The 17,331-nt window shown below is 58.1% G+C and carries 16 protein-coding genes; 8 read left to right on the top strand and 8 right to left on the bottom strand.

Annotated features, from left to right (window positions below):
• Positions 1–105 precede the first annotated feature (105 nt).
• Positions 106–1,680 carry a bifunctional phosphoribosylaminoimidazolecarboxamide formyltransferase/IMP cyclohydrolase gene (gene purH, locus L1A08_RS06130; protein WP_238755374.1) on the top strand — a complete coding sequence of 525 codons (1,575 nt, stop codon included), beginning with the start codon at positions 106–108 and terminating at the stop codon, positions 1,678–1,680.
• Between the two features lie 580 nt (positions 1,681–2,260).
• Here purH and L1A08_RS06125 read toward each other — a convergent pair.
• From L1A08_RS06125 to coaD, 7 genes are all read right to left on the bottom strand, one after another.
• Positions 2,261–2,509 (bottom strand): hypothetical protein, encoded by a 249-nt coding sequence (locus tag L1A08_RS06125; RefSeq protein ID WP_238755372.1) that lies wholly within the window; start codon positions 2,507–2,509, stop codon positions 2,261–2,263.
• A 24-nt stretch (positions 2,510–2,533) separates the two neighbouring features.
• Positions 2,534–3,379, bottom strand: a complete 846-nt coding sequence (locus tag L1A08_RS06120) for a hypothetical protein (RefSeq protein WP_238755369.1) — start codon at positions 3,377–3,379, stop codon at positions 2,534–2,536.
• Between the two features lie 42 nt (positions 3,380–3,421).
• Positions 3,422–3,982 carry a molybdopterin adenylyltransferase gene (gene mog, locus L1A08_RS06115; RefSeq protein ID WP_238755367.1) on the bottom strand — a complete coding sequence of 187 codons (561 nt, stop codon included), beginning with the start codon at positions 3,980–3,982 and terminating at the stop codon, positions 3,422–3,424.
• Between the two features lie 29 nt (positions 3,983–4,011).
• Positions 4,012–6,960: a HEAT repeat domain-containing protein gene (locus tag L1A08_RS06110; RefSeq protein ID WP_238755365.1), complete on the bottom strand. Its 2,949-nt coding sequence runs from the start codon at positions 6,958–6,960 to the stop codon at positions 4,012–4,014.
• A gap of 86 nt (positions 6,961–7,046) precedes the next feature.
• A complete protein-coding gene (locus tag L1A08_RS06105; protein ID WP_238755363.1) occupies positions 7,047–7,592 on the bottom strand; it encodes an NUDIX hydrolase in 546 nt (181 codons plus the stop codon).
• Between the two features lie 11 nt (positions 7,593–7,603).
• Positions 7,604–8,197: a thioredoxin family protein gene (locus L1A08_RS06100; protein ID WP_238755361.1), complete on the bottom strand. Its 594-nt coding sequence runs from the start codon at positions 8,195–8,197 to the stop codon at positions 7,604–7,606.
• Positions 8,198–8,368: 171 nt separating this feature from the next.
• Positions 8,369–8,869, bottom strand: a complete 501-nt coding sequence (coaD, locus tag L1A08_RS06095; protein WP_238755359.1) for a pantetheine-phosphate adenylyltransferase — start codon at positions 8,867–8,869, stop codon at positions 8,369–8,371.
• 392 nt (positions 8,870–9,261) lie between these two features.
• Between coaD and L1A08_RS06090 the strand changes: the two genes are divergently transcribed.
• The 7 genes from L1A08_RS06090 (at position 9,262) to L1A08_RS06060 (ending at position 14,856) form a co-directional block, all read left to right on the top strand.
• On the top strand, positions 9,262–9,702 hold the full coding sequence (locus L1A08_RS06090) for an Hsp20/alpha crystallin family protein (RefSeq protein WP_238755357.1): 441 nt from the start codon (positions 9,262–9,264) through the stop codon (positions 9,700–9,702).
• Between the two features lie 51 nt (positions 9,703–9,753).
• A complete protein-coding gene (locus tag L1A08_RS06085) occupies positions 9,754–10,239 on the top strand; it encodes an Hsp20/alpha crystallin family protein (RefSeq protein WP_238755355.1) in 486 nt (161 codons plus the stop codon).
• A gap of 118 nt (positions 10,240–10,357) precedes the next feature.
• The gene (locus tag L1A08_RS06080) at positions 10,358–10,867 is read left to right on the top strand and encodes an Hsp20/alpha crystallin family protein (protein WP_238755353.1); all 510 of its coding nucleotides are present in this window, start codon (positions 10,358–10,360) and stop codon (positions 10,865–10,867) included.
• 67 nt (positions 10,868–10,934) lie between these two features.
• On the top strand, positions 10,935–12,359 hold the full coding sequence (locus tag L1A08_RS06075; protein ID WP_238755351.1) for a TAXI family TRAP transporter solute-binding subunit: 1,425 nt from the start codon (positions 10,935–10,937) through the stop codon (positions 12,357–12,359).
• Position 12,360: 1 nt separating this feature from the next.
• Positions 12,361–12,945 (top strand): zeta toxin family protein, encoded by a 585-nt coding sequence (locus L1A08_RS06070; RefSeq protein WP_238755349.1) that lies wholly within the window; start codon positions 12,361–12,363, stop codon positions 12,943–12,945.
• Positions 12,945–13,157, top strand: coding sequence for a hypothetical protein (locus L1A08_RS06065; RefSeq protein ID WP_238755347.1), 213 nt, complete (start codon positions 12,945–12,947; stop codon positions 13,155–13,157). The genes L1A08_RS06070 and L1A08_RS06065 overlap by 1 nt, the downstream gene beginning before the upstream one ends.
• Positions 13,158–13,395: 238 nt before the next feature.
• Complete coding sequence (locus L1A08_RS06060) at positions 13,396–14,856, top strand: Gfo/Idh/MocA family oxidoreductase (RefSeq protein ID WP_238755345.1); 1,461 nt, start codon at positions 13,396–13,398, stop codon at positions 14,854–14,856.
• Positions 14,857–14,965: 109 nt separating this feature from the next.
• On the opposite strand, the gene priA is transcribed toward L1A08_RS06060, so the two are convergent.
• Entirely contained in the window at positions 14,966–17,323 is a 2,358-nt protein-coding gene (priA, locus tag L1A08_RS06055; protein WP_238755344.1) for a replication restart helicase PriA, read from the bottom strand.
• Between the last annotated feature and the right edge of the window lie 8 nt (positions 17,324–17,331).

The following is a 17,331-nucleotide window of genomic DNA, read 5'->3' as shown; positions in this document are numbered from 1 at the left end:
TATCCAGCCGGTGATTGGAACCGATGGGATGCGATCTGCCCGCGATTGGTTTAAGATGCATCGCGATCACTCTCCTTTTTCACTTTTCAGCCTGCACAAAGACTCATGAGTAACAACACCTCTCCCAACCGCGTGCTCGTCAGCGTCAGCGATAAGACAGATCTCATTCCGTTCGTTCAGGAACTGGCTGGTCTTGGCTACGAAATCGTTTCCACGGGCGGCACGCGAAAACATCTGCAGGACGCCGGGCTGAAAGTGATCGACATCTCCGAATACACGGAGTTTCCCGAGATCATGGACGGCCGCGTCAAGACGCTGCATCCCCGTGTGCACGGGGGTTTGCTCGGACGTCCGGATCTCGACAGCGATGCCTCGGCCATGTCCGCGCACGGGATCATCCCTTTCAAGCTTGTTGTCTGTAATCTCTATCCGTTTGAAGCAACGGTCGCCAAGCCGGGGGCAACACTGGCCGACGCCATCGAGAATATCGACATCGGCGGGCCGAGCATGATTCGCTCGGCAGCGAAGAATCACAAGTACCTGGGCGTGGTCACGGCCCCTGCTCAGTACTCCAGGGTCATTGAGGCAATCAAGAACGACTCGTTCGACGAAGAACACCGTCGCACGCTGGCGATGCAGGCCTTCGCGCGCACTGCGGCTTACGATTCAGCGATCGCCAACTACTTCGAATCGCTGCACGCCGATGAGGCCGACTTTCCCGAACGACTCACGCTCTCCTTTCGCCGACAGGAAGCGTTGCGTTACGGCGAGAATCCGCATCAGCGGGCAGCTTTCTATGTCGAACCGAATGCCGGGGCGTCGACGGTCGCTGCGGCCAAGCAACTCAACGGTAAGGAACTCTCTTACAATAACCTGCTTGATCTTGATGCCGCGTTCGGTCTTGTCACCGAGTTCGAAGGGCCGGCTGTTTCGATCATCAAGCACAACAACCCTTGTGGATGTGCCACGAACAAAACCCTGAGCGAAGCCTTCGCGAATGCTCACGCCGGCGATCCGGTCTCGGCGTTTGGATCGATCGTCGGAGTTAACCGCGTGGTCGATCTGGCGACGGCTGAGAAGATGTGCGAACCGGGCCAGTTCATTGAGGCAATCATCGCCCCCGGCTATGCAGACGATGCCTTCGAACTCCTGACAACGAAGCCGAAGTGGAAGAAGAACGTCCGACTGATGCGGTGCGAAGTTCCCGCTCCTGCTGAACGACTGAGCCTCGACTATCGCCGCATCTCTGGTGGCCTGCTCGTTCAGGATCGAGACATGCTGGCCGATCCCGAAGACGAATGGAACATCGTCACCGATCGCGAGCCGACCGAACAGGAATGGGAAGACCTGAAGTTCGCCTGGAGCGTCTGCAAGCATGTGAAGTCAAACGCAATCGTCTTCGCCAAGGGTGGCATGATTACCGGCGTGGGAGCCGGCCAGATGAGCCGTCTCGATTCGGCCGAGATCGCTGCCAAAAAATCGGGCGACCGCTGCCAAGGCGGCGTCGTCGCTTCCGATGCCTTCTTCCCGTTCAAGGACGGCATCGAACAGGCCGCTCAGGCGGGCATCATCGCCGCGATCCAGCCGGGCGGATCCCGCAACGACGAAGAAGTCATCGAAGCCGCTAACGCCGCCGGCATGACGATGGTCTTCACCGGACGACGTCACTTCCGCCATTGATTCTGAAGACCAATGTGCCCCGCAGGATCGGATAGCCGTCAGGCGTATCCCAGCATGTGCCAACTTTGTTGAAACGCTTATGGGCCCCCGACTGGGGTGGCCCCGAAAGATTCTTTCGGGGCGGCGCAGCCGTGGGCGAAGTGGGATTTGACGTCTCATACACACAGCTATCAGGGCCACCCTCCAAATGGTCTCGATTGCTCGAACTACGGGAGCCTGGCTCTCAACCGCCATCGCCCTCACTGACGTTTCGGGTGATGAAGGCAATGGCGGGAACCACGCAGTCCACTTCCGTAGACCCCGGTAGGGTGCGTCTTGACGCACCGATCGGATCGAAGATCCGGGTCTGCCCTATTGATGTCGTCTGGACATAGTGGCGACGCTGGTTGCCTGGTGCCGATGTTGGCCAGGTCACTCGGGTCGCATCGGCCTGCGAAGCACAACACACGCAATCCCCCCTCACCCTAACCCTCTCCCCCAGGGGGCGAGGGAACTTGGTGCGCGGCTGGCAGCGAGGGCCGCATGTGAAATCGCCCTCACTGACGTTTCGGGTTGGGATTCGCTGGCACCTTGCCCGGGTCTACTCGCGTAGAAGCATTTCGAGGCGGGCTTCGTACTGGGCGGCGATTTCATCGCGGGAGTAGCCGCAGCCGGCGGCGGCTTCGTGCATGCCGTTGATTTCGGCCAGAGCCTGACGCAGTTCCTGGACTTCGCTGAACGCGGTCAGACATTCCTGCAGGGTCTGGAAGCGTCCTGACGAAACGCGGGTTTGAGCGTACTCGTGGAACGCGGTAAGGTTCTCGGTGGTGAGTGGAAGATCGCGGGGCATGTTGAAACCGGGTGTTAAGAGAAATTAGTTCTGCTCGGGAAAGTCTTCGCGATACCGCGTGAGCAGCTGATCGATGTCGTTGGGCAGCAGATAGATCCGGCCGCGAATGGATTTCGTTTCTCCGGGCTGCAGTCCACCCAGGCGAAAGTCGCTGTGCAGACAGCGGATGACTCCCTGGAACAACTCCTGATACGGCTCCCACGCCATGGCGAGGAGTTGCTCGTCGTTGCCGCTGAAGCAGCCGATCAGTCCGTTCGAGGGCACGTGAGGATTCAACGGGCGGGGATTCACGTCGTCCCGATCGACTCCGGGTGCCGCCCAGACCTGACCGGGAACATAGCGGGCTTCAGTCGCCCAGCCGGGGGTCGGCATCAGCTCGAGTTGACCATTGAGGAAAACGAAGCTGCGTTGAATGTAGGCATACGGCTCGTCTTTCCGATCGCAACCAGTGAACGCCCCCACCCGCATGCAGGGTTGAGCCCAGTGGGCGGCGGAAACGGCTTTCGTCGGATTGTGAGCGGTCACATCGAACTGGATTTCATCGGCTTCTGCTCGAATCTGATGAGTCACCTCGACGCCGTCTTCCAGCCGACACTTCAACGTGAGTTGAGTACCATCTTCACTCCTAGAGACCAGTTCGGTCTGATGCGGAATCACCGTTTCCCGCCATTCCCGATCGGTGGAACCAGGTCGGCAGTAGGCTTCCAGATACCAGATCTCAATCGAACCACCGGGAATCTGCTCGCTGTGGATGCGGAGCATGTTCTTTTCCCAGGTCAGCGTGAGCGGGTCAGCTGCCTGAATCGAATGGGTGGTGGAGAACAGGAGCATCCCCGAGACGAGGCAGCAGCGCAACAGACGGGAGAGCATCGAACACATTCCTTTCACGAGCGGGAGTGAGGAACGGGCCGGCTATTTCTTTTTCGGACGAAACGCCTGGAGCCGGTCAGGATCGGTTTCCAGAAACGGACCGCCGATCAGATCGATACAGTATGGCACAGCGGGAAAGACAGCGTCCAGACACTCGCGGATGGCTTTGGGTTGCCCCGGCAGATTGATAATCAGACTCTGCCCGCGAATCCCGGCCGTTTGACGCGACAAAATCGCGGTCGGCACCTTCTCCAGCGAAACCTTCCGCATCAGCTCGCCGAAGCCGGGCATCAGCTTCTGGCAGACCGCTTCGGTGGCTTCCGGAGTCACATCACGGAGAGCCGGTCCCGTTCCGCCTGTCGTCACGATCAGACAGCAGCCGAGATCATCGGAGAGTCGCGAGAGCTCGGTTTGGATGAGCGACTGCTCATCGGGAATGATAACCGCGTGCGGCTCAAACGATGTCGTCAGGACTTCGCGGAGATAATCGCGAATGGCGGGGCCGCCGAGATCCTCGTAGTCGCCGCGACTGGCGCGATCAGAGACGGTAACAATGCCAATGCGGGGCGTAAGTGTCTGGTCGACGGGAGTTGATTCTGACACGGCGATTTCACGAATGGGGCTGGAGCCGGTTATCTCGAATTGGAGGCTTCACTCTGAGCCTTCTTCATCGCATCGAGGACGGCTGCGAACCGGTCGTCTTCGTGAAGGAGTTCCAGGTCGGGATCCTTCCGCGTCCAGTTGGCATCGATGTAGCCCTGCTTGACGCTCCGATTCAGCTCCTCGAAGGCGGAGTCGACCAGGCGATCGATTCGCATTTTCTGGTCGGCGGCTGCGTTGGCGTGCCTCGAAAGGTACTCAGCGGCTCGAGTGTAAGTACAGGCCGCATTGTAGGCGAAAATCGCGTCATCGCCATGCTGCACACGCCCGCGTTTGAGCTGTTCAACCGCTTCATCGACCTTGCCGTTAATGGCCAGCGAAAGTGCCACGCCGGTGATGGCGGTCATAAGTTCCGGATCGAGTTCGAGGGCCCGACGGTAATCCGCCTCGGCATCCGGAAAGCGTTCGAGCATCGAGTTCACATGGCCGCGTGAGGAATACCAGACAGCCTTCTTGGGATCCTGCGAAATCGCCCGATCGAAATACGGACGGGCATCTTCAAAGCGATACATCGAGATCAGGATCTGCCCCACGGTTCCCTGCGCGGAAGGCCAGCGGGGATCGATCGAAAGCAGATGTTCAAAGTCGGCAAGCGCCTGGTCGTACTGATCGAGATGCTGATAGGCGAGCCCCCGGCCCTGAATCGCATGAGGGAAGTCGGAGTCGAAATCGAGTACGAGCGAGAACTGAAGCACGGCCAGAGCCGCATCGCCCTGACGCAACGTCGACATCGCCTGCTGGTAAATATGATTGACCGGCGAGCGGGAGAACATCGCATCCAGAGCCGCCGCAGCCATCTGACTGCGGGCTTCCGAGTCGGAATCGCGAACCTTGATCAGGTAACTGCGTGAGCGATCACTCAGAAATCCACCGAGCGCACGAATCAGCGAGGTCGCGACCGGGCTGTCTTCAGGACGTTTCTCAATCAGAGCGATGAGGACATCGACCGCTCGTTCGTCGGTCGATCCCTGCAGCAGGCTCACGAGCACGTTGGTCAGATGCTGATCTTCCTTGAGCAACGCGTTCGGAGCGAAGTCGAGCAGACTGTTCTGATCGATCTGGCCCACGGCCCTGAGAACGGCCTCCTGTTCGGACACCTCAAGTTCTGGATAAACCGTAAGCAGGGGCTCGACGATCCGATTGTCGCCAATCTTCGCCAACGTGTTAATCAGGGTGTCCCGCAGCGAGTTTTCCTGCTCCAGATAACCGAGCAGTGTCGGCACAGCGGCCTGCACGCGGTATTTGGCGATGGCCTGCAGCGACTGACGGTCTGGATACTCCGCTTCAATCCTTTTCAAGGCGAATCGAATCAACTCCTGTCGACTGGCGTCGTCCTCGCGAGCGGCCAGCATTTCGAAGGCAATCGCCTGAAGCTTCTTGTCGTCGCTCTTGAGAATTCCGACGAGAAGATCGTGCAACTGCGGATGCCCTAGGGTATTGAGCGCCTGCAGCGATTCGATGCGTGTTTCTTCATTGCCAGTACGGGCGAATTCGTACAGTTTGTCCGACCATTCGGGTCGAGGATACTTCGCGAACGTGCCGATCACGCGGGACTGAATTTCCGGCGACTCATTGAGCATCGCCAGCAACGCCTGATGATGGACCGGGAAACGCGAACTGCCAAGACTGCTGAGGGCGGCTTCGGAGATGGCGTTATCCGCACTGCGGACCGACTGCTTCAACAGCGTGACTGCCTGCGGATCGGGAAACTCGCCCAACGCGATCAATGCAGCCCGCTGCAGGGCAGGATCGTCGGTCGTGTTGAGGATCTCGGCAATCTCCGACCAGAAACCAGCGGGCAGTCTCATCGCCCCGTGAACCAGAGCGGCGTATCGCGAGAGCCGGTGTCCGGAACGGATCTCAGCAATCAGTTCGTTGAGCGGAATCGATTCGTAAATGCCGTGCGTCGCGGCGAGCATGGCATCGAGCAGATCCTCGTGGGAACGAGCGGGACCGCTGACACTTTCCTGCCGAACGATGTGATCGGGATCGGGCAGAGACGAAAGATGCACTTCGCTGATGAGCGGTGGAATTGACGGAAACTCGAACTGCGGCTGATTGGTCGATTCGCGTCCCGCCATCACCGCCATGGTCGCAAACCATTGAAGCAGGTGCGGATCAACCGCGGCGGCTTCCTTGTCAAAATGCATGATCACCCGGGCCACATCGTCGACAGCCAGTTCGGTCATGTCATCGACAATTGTCGCCAGATTCAGCGGATTGACTTCGCCGTGAATCGTCGTCAGGGCCAGCACATCACGCGGCCCGATGGTTTCGCGACGCCACTTAAGTTGAGCCCGACCGAACAGACTCATATCGAATTCATGCGTCTTCCCGTCAATGGGAATCAACAGCTTGAGCGGCGGAACGGAGGTCCCGGCCGGAAGCCCGTTGAAGACGACCCAGCTGGAAGCCACCTGACCAGCTGGAGCGGTGAGCTGCTCCGGCACCTGAAGTTCCGAAAGACTGTAATGACGTCGCTCCCGCTGGAACGACGTGTAGCCCTCGAAATCCTCAACGGGGCGGAACTCGATCTTCTGTCCGCCGGCGTCGAGAACGATCTTCCGGGGATTGAATGTCACTTCCCGATTGGTTTTATTGAGAACCACGATGCGACCGAGCACGAACCGCTGCTGCCGCTGATTGGTGTGATACTGAGCGACGTAAGGAGCATCGAGATAGAAAGCGAGTCCGTCGCCCGCCAGCGACAAGCTGGACGGAACCGGTCGCCCCAGAGCGGCCAGTTCGGCCTGAATCTCCGAGAGCTTCTGGCGATAGGTGTCGAAAACGTCCTGGCTGTCGGTTCCGGAATCTGGAGGGAACTGCTGGTCGAGACGGGGATCGGCATGGACCGGGAATGAGAAACTCAGCCCAAGAGCAGAGATCAGAACAAGCCGTGCAACGTTTCGCAGCACATCCATAAATAAATTCCCGTCAGCTCGGGACCGCAAGGCAGACTGCGGTTCCATCCGAAATGCTACGTTGCCTCAGGTAGAGGAAGAACCCCTCAGTCCTCGGTGAGATCAGAAAAGCCGGCACGCTCAGCCAGAGCAAACGCCGTCCAGACTTTGCCGTCGAGCAACTGTCCCGATTTTACGCGTTCAGCCAGCCAGGAAGCAGCTTCGTTTCTCGGAATTTTGTGAATTCGAATCGATTCTCCGCCAATCCCCCCACCCGGCCCAGTCTGCCGACAACCCACAGCGAGGCAGATTGTCGTCGTTTCATCGGTCAGTCCGGCTGAAGAACAGAACGTTCCCAACGTGTGCAGAGATCGTGCCGTGAACCCGGTTTCTTCTTCGAGTTCCCGATTGGCTGCGATGGCGACCTCCTCGGTTCCCTGGCCGGGATCGTCACCGACCAGACCGGCGGGAAGTTCGAGCACTTCCGCACCGATCGGCGGACGAAACTGTTCTACGAAGAGCAACTCGTCATTCTCCGTCACGGCAAGAATGGCGACGGTCGTCGTACAGTTTGCCCGGCGAACGAATTCCCATCCGTTTTGAGAAACGAGCTCCAGAAACCGGCCGCGATGCAGACTCTGCTCTTCGGTCATGAACGGACCTTTCAGACAGCTGGCTGTCCGGTGAAGTAATTCGGAGCGGCCCCGTCTTTCCATTTGATGTTGCAACCAATGCTCGGCTTCTGCTGCTCGGGAACGGGTTGGCCCGCCAGGACGGCGTCGGCGGCTGCGCGAAGATCGGCTCCGTTTACAGGCAGACCGTTGCCGGGGCGGCTGTCGTCGAACTGACCACGATAGACGAGCTTATGATCCTTATCGAACAGGAACAGGTCGGGTGTGCAGGCCGCCTGATACGCTTTGGCGACTTCCTGCGATTCGTCGTACAGATACGGGAAATTCCAGCCGCTCGCTGCGGCCATTTCCTTCATCTTCTCCGGGCTGTCATCCGGATAATTCTCGACATCGTTCGAGCTGATCGCGACGATGGTCAGTCCCTTCTTCTGATACTCGTCGCCGAACTCAGCCAGTGCCGACTTCAAATGCAGCACAAACGGACAATGATTGCAGATAAACATCACCAGCAGCGGTTTGTCTTTCGGCAGGTCGGACAGTGACAGAGTCTTGCCGTCTACATTCGGCAGGGAAAAGTCGGGAGCGGGACTTCCGAGCGGCAGCATTGTCGAAGCGGTCTTTACCATGATTTCAGTCTCCTCGAATGTCGTTCGATGGGCACACCGCGGGAATCCACAGGCGTGATATTTCAGTTGTGAGACGACCTCCCGGCGGGCGGCAGGCCTCTTTCCGTTGTAGCACAGCCTTGCCGGAAGATACAGGTTTCGAATTGCGATCGGCGGCTTTTGACAGCAGCTTTACGAGTACTTCGCCACCAGCGGTTTGATGATCTGCGGAGGGACAAACTGCGCCAGTTTGTCCGCGGCTGAGTCGCGGCCCATCTGGGCGATCTGTTTGATGAGCGAACTCGAAATATGCGTGTACTGCTCGCTGGCCATCAGGAACACCGATTCAATCTCCGGCTCCAGCGTGTGGTTGGCCAGGGTCATTGTGAACTCGGCTTCGATATCCGAAAGCGTCCGCACGCCGCGAAGCATCACGGCGGCCTGATGCTGCTTGACGAAATCAACGGCCAGCCCTGTGAAGGTATCGACCTGCACGTTATCGAGATCCGCGACGACATCGCGAATGAGCTGCAGTCTCTCTTCGGGCGAGAACAACGGTTTCTTGTCCGGGTTGATCCCGATGCCGACTGTGAGCTGGCGAAAAATATGAGCTCCGCGACGGATCACATCTTCATGCCCGAGCGTCAAGGGATCGAAGCTCCCCACATACACGGCGTGTCCGGTGTCCAGCATGGCCAATCCTCGTGAGAGCGTGAGGGTGAAGGGAGTGTCCCGAATGAACTGTCATTCGGGCGTCTCGCGAATGACAGGGGTATCGGCAATTCCTCATGATACTGGCCACTCTGCTCCCCTCCAAGGGGCGGGACCGGTGACCTTCTGCCCAGACCCTGAAAAGCAGCCCGCTGCCACACTGGCAGGCTGCGGGGGCTTTCGCAGCAACAGGCGACCGCACAAAAAACAGACAGAACATGTTGACCTGAAATGACTTACAGACACACACGTTTCCCGCCACCCATGGCATATGATTTGCGACATTATCCAGAAAAGGCCAATGTAAGTTCTTGTGCGGCAGTCTTTTAAGCTTTTCAACCGACTGCCCGGTCATCTGCGGAGCGACTTCAACCATGCCTGTTTTTCGCTGGGGGAATGCCTGGGGATCGCTGGAAGAATTTGAGCGGGAAATGGATCGCCTGCTGCAGAGTATGCAGATGTCGAGCCGCAACGCCCGCTCGCTTCGAGCGTTTCCCGCAGTCAATCTCTACGAGTTCGACAACCAGCTCATCATCACCGCCGAAATCCCGGGCGTCCTGCCGGAAGATCTCGACCTGAGCATTTCTTCGGGCGTGCTGACGATTCGCGGACAGCGGTCGGTCGACAGTTCGATTCCTCAGGATCAGTTCCGTCGCCAGGAAAGAATGCACGGGAAATGGGAGCGAGTGCTGAACCTGCCTGAGCGGGTCAATGAAGACGAATTGACCGCGGAGCTGAAGGAAGGCGTGTTGAAAATCACACTGCCTCGTGCCCCTCAGACGCAGGCCCGGCAGATTCCAGTCATCACATCCTGACGCGGCAACACCAGGGCAGCTCCAAGATCCCGGTTTCGAGAAGGTGAATCTGTGAATAATCATTCGGACGAACGCGAAGAGCAATCTCAGGAAAGCTCCGAGTCGCAGACCCACGAACTGACCATCCGTCGGGAAACGGAATCCCGTAGCGACGAGGGGAACATTTCCTCCCGCAGTCCTGAAGATTCCGCGATTCAGGCACGCCGTCTGCTCTTCACACCTCCGATCGATATCTTCGGCACCGAAGAAGGGCTTGTCTTACGGGCCGATCTTCCCGGTGTCTCGGTGGAACGACTGGAACTTCAGATCGAGGACAACAAGCTGACTCTATTCGGGCGGGTCAAGGAAATTATTCCGGACGAAGCCAAGCTGTTGCATCAGGAGTATCAGGTCGGCGACTTCTATCGGTCGTTTATTTTGAGTGATGAGCTCGATTATGAGCGAATCTCTGCGAAAATGACTCATGGCGTCCTGGAGATCTCGCTTCCGAGAATTCCCCGGGCTCGACCACGGAAAATTCATGTCCAGGCGGATTGATTTCTCATCACTCCGGCCTGAGAGAGTACAATCGGGGCGGTTGCGTTTCGAACTCAGTGATTGATTCAAACCATTCCGCAGTGAATCGTGCCGCCCTATATAACCGGAGGAACTTACGATGAGCCGTCAGACTGGAACCGAACCGAACAACGCCCGCTTTACTCAAGCCGTGGACCGCTTCCGCACGGAACTCGATCGCATGGTTGATATGGCCTGGAATCGCGGCGAAGAAATCTGGGGACAATTCCGCAACACTCAGGACGCCAACTGCGACTGGATCCCCGCCATCGATGTGGTCGAGACGGCCGATACGGTCGTTCTGCTGATGAATCTGCCGGGGCTTGCGTCACAGGATGTCGAACTGACACTTGTCGGTAATACGTTGCAGGTGGTTGCGAATCTGAACTCGCTGCCGCTCCAGTCGGGCGATCATGTCGTTCGTCGCGAACGGCCCACCGGCCATGTGCAGCGAACCGTCACGCTTCCCTGTTCTGTCGAAAGTGACTCGGCAGTCGCTCATGCCGAACGGGGTGTTTTCAAAGTCGAGATGCAGAAGATGGCCGATAATCGGGTTCGTAAGGTGCCCATCGAAGAGCACGATGTTCCCGTGACCGGAAGTATGTCATAATCAGAACGGCCCCGAGTAACTCGGGGCCGCTTTCTTTGCGACGCACATCTTCCGGATACGACCAACCATGAAGCATTCGCCAGACTCGCCCTCCGACTCCGCAGATAAGAAACCTGGCTTCTTTGAAGAAGCCGAACGTTCAAGCCGGGATGCCTTTGCGATTTGGGGGCCGGTCGCGCTGCTGTCGCTGACGGGCTTCATCGTGGCCTGGATGTTCGTGGAGCCCGCTCCTCCCGGATACATCAAGATCGCCACCGGATCGAAATCAGGCGCTTATTACGAGACCGCCCAGAAGTACGCCGAGATCTTCGAGCAGGAAGGGATCGACGTTGAGATCATCGAGACGGCGGGCACGGTGGAGAACTACGAGCTTCTGCTCGAAGACAACGATGTCCATCTCGCGATCGTGCAGGGCGGATCAAAGCCGGCCACACTCTCCGGACGAAGCGTTGAAGCCATCGCCAGTCTGTACTTTGAACCGCTTTGGATTTTTACCAGTGCGGAAACAAGCGCTTCGAGCTTGAACGACCTGGCTGGAAAGCGGGTCAACATCGGCCCTCCCGGCAGTGGAACCGAAGCGTTGATGGTTCGCCTTCTCGCCTCGAACGGCCTGGTCGATCCTGTCAGCGGCAATCCCATTGACGGAAAGATCACGATCTCACGCGAGCCCAACGCCAGGGCTCTGGAACAGTTGAAAGGGGGCCAGCTCGATGGCCTTTGCATGGTCACCTCGCCCACCAGTCCCCTGCTCCAGCAGATGTTCGCGATGCCCGAGATCAAACTGATGCCGTTCCGCAGGAATGAAACCTATCGCCTGCTGTTCCCGGCTCTCTCAGCGATCACGCTGCAGGAAGGAATCGTCAACCTGAAAGAGAACCGGCCGGAAACAGCCGTTCCTCTGCTGGCTCCGGTCGCCAACCTGATCTGCACGTCCGAACTGCACGACGCCTTCATCCCGGTTCTCTGCAAAGCCGCCAATCAGGTCCATGCCGAAGGCAATCTGCTGGTGCCGCCCGGCGAGTTTCCCTCTCTCGATTACATCGAATACGAAGCTCACCCGGCTGCGGTCGATTTCTTCGAATCGGGTCCCTCGTTCCTGAACCGCTATCTGCCCTTCTGGATCGCCTCGTTTCTGAATCGCACGAAGATTCTGCTCGTTCCATTACTCACCCTGGCGATTCCGCTGATCAAACTCGCCCCGCCCATCTACCGCTGGCAGATTCGCTCGCGGATTTACCGCTGGTATGGCACCCTGCGAAAGATCGATCAGGAACAACTCCGTTCGAACGATCCGGCGGACAAAGAACGTTTACTCAAAGCCCTGGATCGGATCTCAACCGAACTCAGCGAAGTCAACGTTCCTCTTTCGTACATGGAAGAGTTCTACAACCTGCACATGCACATCGAACTGGTCCGCGGCCGCATCAAAGGCTGGGAACTGGGCACCGAGGAGGATAAGGACGAGAACGAGTCAGACGAGGGACAAGGCTGAGATGGAAAAGCCTCAGCTGTATGTTATCGCAGGCCCGAATGGTGCTGGGAAGACGACGTTCGCAAGAGACTACCTGCCTGATTTCGTCGAGTGCCGCGAGTTTCTCAACGCAGATCTTATTGCTGCCGGGCTGGCCCCCTTCGCACCAGAGACCCAAAACGTGCAGGCAGGACGTTTACTCTTGAAGAGAATCGAAGAATTGGCGATGAAGAACGCCAGTTTCGGATTTGAAACGACCCTATCCGGCCGAACCTACGCGAGGCTGTTCACCAACCTGCGAAATAGTGGTTACGAGATTTCGTTATTTTTTCTTTGGTTACCGACTCCTGATCTAGCTGTTCGACGAGTCAGTAACCGCGTTTGTCAAGGTGGGCACCACATCGAAGAATCCGATATCAGAAGACGGTATGTTTTGGGCCTGCAAAATCTGTTCGAGCTATATAATTCAAGAGTCGACTCAATGTGGTTTTATGATGCCACTCTGACACCCCCGTTGCTTGTGGCGCGAAAAGGCACTGAAGAGGCTGCAGCCACAATCTTCGACGAAGCACGATATCAGTCAATTCAATCATCGAGAATTCGGTAATGGGCAAAGCCTTTAACATTGAAGAGCGGACGAAGCTCGCCAACGCAGCGTTCATCAACGCTACTCGAAGAGCGATCGCGGTCTCACGGCAAACGAACACTCCATTCATCACCTGGAGGAGCGGTCAGATCGTGGAACTCACGCCCGATGAAGCCGAAGCCGAGCTCAATGCCAACCTCGCGAAGCAGAACGCCGAGAAAGAGCAGGCGTAAAACCAGGGATGGTACAGAGATTCATCTCTGTATTGCGCAGCAACAAGCGGTCTGTCTTCAGCCTCCGAGCATTTCTTCCGCGTCCCGTTCCTTTCAGATTCTGATCCACCGCTCCAAACAAGCCTCTTCCGATTGAAATTGCGTCGGATCGTCATTCTTTTTATGCTGGCCGATCCATCAACCAACGGGAATGCGTTCTCGAATTCCGCTAACTCAACTTGCGTGAGGATTTTGAAATATGTGTGCATTGGATCGTCGACAGTTTCTCAAGGGCAGCCTCGCTGCGGGGGCATTTGTTTCGCTGTCAGCAGCTGGCGTACGGGAAACACGAGCCGCCAATGAAACGATCAACATCGCCATCATCGGGATGGGGGGACGTGGCGGGGAACATCTCAAGCAGTTCAGCTCGCTGGAAAGCGTCAACATCGCCGCAGTCGTCGACCCCGATGAAGCCCGCACCGGCAATGCTCTGAAGAATGCTCCCAACGCCAAAGCCTACACCGATCTGCGGAAGATGCTCGAAGATCCGAACATCGATGCCGTGACGATCGCCGCCTGTAACCACTGGCATTGCCTGGCCGCCATCTGGGCTATGGAAGCCGGCAAGGATGTCTATGTCGAAAAACCGCTGTCGCACAGTCAGTGGGAAGGTCGGCAGGTCGTCAATGCGGCTCGGAAGTACAACCGCATCGTGCAGATCGGAACGCAGCAGCGGTCCTCGCCGATCCAGGAAGAAGCCAAACGGTTCCTGCACGAAGAACAGGGACTCGGCAAGATTCAGTGCGTGCAGGTCTGCCGCTACGGCGTCCGTTCTTCCATCGGCAAACGCTCCAAGCCGCTGCCGATTCCTGAAGGCGTCGATTACGATCTCTGGCTCGGACCTGCTCAGGATGAAGAGCTCTATCGCAACAAATTCCACTACGACTGGCACTGGGACTGGAACACCGGCTCCGGTGAGATGGGCAACTGGGGCGTCCACGTACTCGACGACGTCCGCAACGTCGTTTTCCAGGATTCCGTCAAGCTGCCGAGCCAGATCATGGCCGGCGGCGGCCGCGTGGTCTGGAACGATGCCGGCGATACGCCGAACGTTCACTTCGCTTACTTCGACACCGGCGAGATTCCGACCTATATCGGCCTGAGCAACCTGCCCGCCGAACCGGGCGACAAAAAGGGACTCAACTACCGTGGAACAACCAGCGGTTACGTCGTGCAGTGCGAAGGCGGCCGCTACAACGGACGTCGCGGCGGTGGCGATGCCTACGACAAGAACGGCAAGAAGATCCGCGAATTCCGTGGCTCCTCGGGAACGTCACATGCACTCAACTTCATCGAAGCTGTCCGCAAGGGCGACAACTCCGATTTGAAAGCCGAGGTTTCTGTCGGCCACGATTCGACCGGCTGGTGCAATCTGGCCAACATCGGCTTCCGTTGTGGAGAGGACTTCAACTCCGAAGTCATTCAGGACGTCACCCTGCCGAACGATGCCGCCCGCAAGGTCTGGGACGATCTGCTCACTCAGATGGAACAGCACCTCGGCGCTCACGGCTACAAAATGAGCGACTCCGAAATCCGTCTGAGCCCGATGCTCGCGCACAACCCCGAAACGGAACGCTTCACCGGCGACCACGCCGAGAAGGCCAACTCGTTCCTGAAACGCAAGTACCGCAAAGGATTCGAAGTCCCCGAGATTTCGTAAGCAAGTCCGCAACCCGCCCTCAAGAAACTCCCCGCGAACCACAACTCGCGAGGAGTTTTTTTGTGGCGATAACGGAGTGAGTCGCAGAGTGGAGTACCGATACCGGCCTTTACCGCATCTGCAGGGGATCGACATCCAGGGCGTATTCGATGTCAGGGATCTTGTCGATCTTTTCGCGGCAGCCTTTCAGCAGGGTGCGGTGAGCTTCATGTGAAGGCGCCGTGATCAGCAGATGATAGCGGAAGTAATCCTTGTGTCGGGCCAGCGGGGCGGGAGCGGGACCAAGGAAGCGGTACGAGTCGGGAAGTTCTTTCGAGTAATCGCGAAGAATATCGCCCATCACCAGAGACGCCGCCTCTAGCGGCTCTTCATGCTTGCCTCGCAGGATGATTCGCAACAGAGCGGTCTGCGGCGGCATGCGGCGTACTTCCCGGTGCCCCAACTCTCGTTGAGCGAAACCAACGTAATCGTGACCGGCGGCAAAGCGGATCGCTTCAGCGTCAGGCTGCATTGTCTGCACCAGCACTCGGCCGCCGCGGGAACTGCGGCCTGTTCGTCCCGCGACCTGAGAGATCAGCTGAAACGTGCGTTCGGAAGCTCGGAAATCGACCTGATGCAGCGCGGTGTCTGCATCGACAACGCCAACCAGCGTGACATTCGGGAAGTCGAGCCCCTTGGCGATCATCTGTGTCCCCAGCAGGATGGAGACCTCGCCGTGACGGAATCGCTCCAGAGCTTCGTCGTGGCTGCCCGGCTTCCGCATTGAATCGCTGTCCATTCGCAGGACGGCCACGCCGGGAAATTTGTCACGGACCTCTTCCTCGAGCCGCTGTGTCCCGGAGCCGAAATGCCGCATGCCGGGTTTCTTGCACTTCGGGCAGTGCGATGGCATGGGCGCTGAGAAGTCGCAGGTGTGACACAGACAAAGCCTCTTGTCCTTGTGCCAGGTCAGGCTGGTCGCACAATGCGGACAACTCAGTTTCTCGCCACAGGCTCGGCACCAGAGCACGGGGGTAAATCCGCGGAGGTTGAAGAAGAGAATGATCTGCCCGTCGTTCTTCAGAGCCTGATCGATCGCGTTCTTGAGCGCCCGTCCGATGTTGTGTCCACGCCGGATGAGTGGATCGTTGACGGTATCGACCGTGACGACCGGCGGCATCGGCAACTTCTCGATTCGCTCCGGCATGCTGACGAGGTGGTAACTGCGATTCTTCGCGTTCCACCAGCTTTCGAGCATCGGCGTGGCCGAGCCGAGGACGAGGGGAATGCCTTCCATCTCCGCCCGTTTGCGGGCCACTTCCCGGGCGTGATACCGAGGATTGGTTTCCTGCTTGAAGGTCGTTTCGTGTTCTTCGTCGATGACGATCAACCCGAGTCGAGGCGTCGGGGCGAAGATCGCACTGCGGGCCCCGACCACGACCTGCACTTTGCCGGCTGCAATCTGTTGCCAGTGCCAGTGTCGTTCACTGTCACTCAGATGACTGTGCAGCACGGCAACGGAATCGAATCGGCGGCGGAAGCGGCGAATCGTCTGCGGCGTCAGGCTGATTTCCGGAACGAGCACGATGGCCTGCCGACCGAAATCGACCGCGTGCCGGATCGCACGAATGTAGACTTCGGTCTTGCCGGACCCGGTCACGCCGTGCAGCAGGAATGTTTTGTTGCCGCCGAACAGATCGACCGACTTCACCTCCTCGGTCCCCTCGGCTGCCGATCGCGGAGCCGCCTTCCGCTGGTCAATCGCTTTCATGATCGCCGTGAGAGCCGCCTGCTGCTGAAACGACAGGTTGAGATCCTTCTCCCGTTCCACCGGACGAAGGGCCGGCTCGAAGTGCATTCGCGTTTCACGAAGCGCTTCGAGGACATCTTTCTTGAGCAGCGTATTAATCGGCGATACTCCGCAGCCGGCGGCTTCGGCCAGTTGATCGACCGGCAGCGGCACGCCCGCTTCCTGCAACGCGGCGATCACTCCCTTTTGCTTTTTAGACAGCTGCAGCTCTTCGAGTTGATCGACCATCTCCGGGGCGATCTGGATCAGCTTGATCTGCCGGGTTCCCGCACTGTTCTTGACGGCAGCGGGAATGACGGCGTGCAGCACCTGCCCCCAGGAGCAGAGGTAGTACTCGCCAATCCACTTCGTGAGCGCGAGCATCTTCCGATCTGCTAGCGGTTCGCGATCGAGGACGGCCAGAACCTCTTTGAATCTCCGCGGCTTCTTGATCTCTCCCGGAAGTCCGTGGGTCAGTTCCACGCAGAAGCCATTCGTCGGACGATCGCCACGTCCCAGCGGAACCTGAACACGCTGTCCGGGCTGGATCATTTCCCGCAGTCCGGTCGGAACCAGATAGTGGTAAGCTGTCTCCATAGGACGATTGAAGACCACAGCCGCGAACAGCTGGTCGTCGCGACTGGCCTGCTGCCATTTCAGTTCGGCAGCATCTTCAAACAGATTCTGTTGGCGGCTCACGCAGAAAA

The sequence above is a fragment of the Rubinisphaera margarita genome, from assembly GCF_022267515.1.
In the GTDB taxonomy this organism is placed as follows: domain Bacteria; phylum Planctomycetota; class Planctomycetia; order Planctomycetales; family Planctomycetaceae; genus Rubinisphaera; species Rubinisphaera margarita.
The sequence above is the reverse complement of the archived record's forward strand: the minus strand, read 5'-3'. Positions and strand labels throughout refer to the sequence as shown.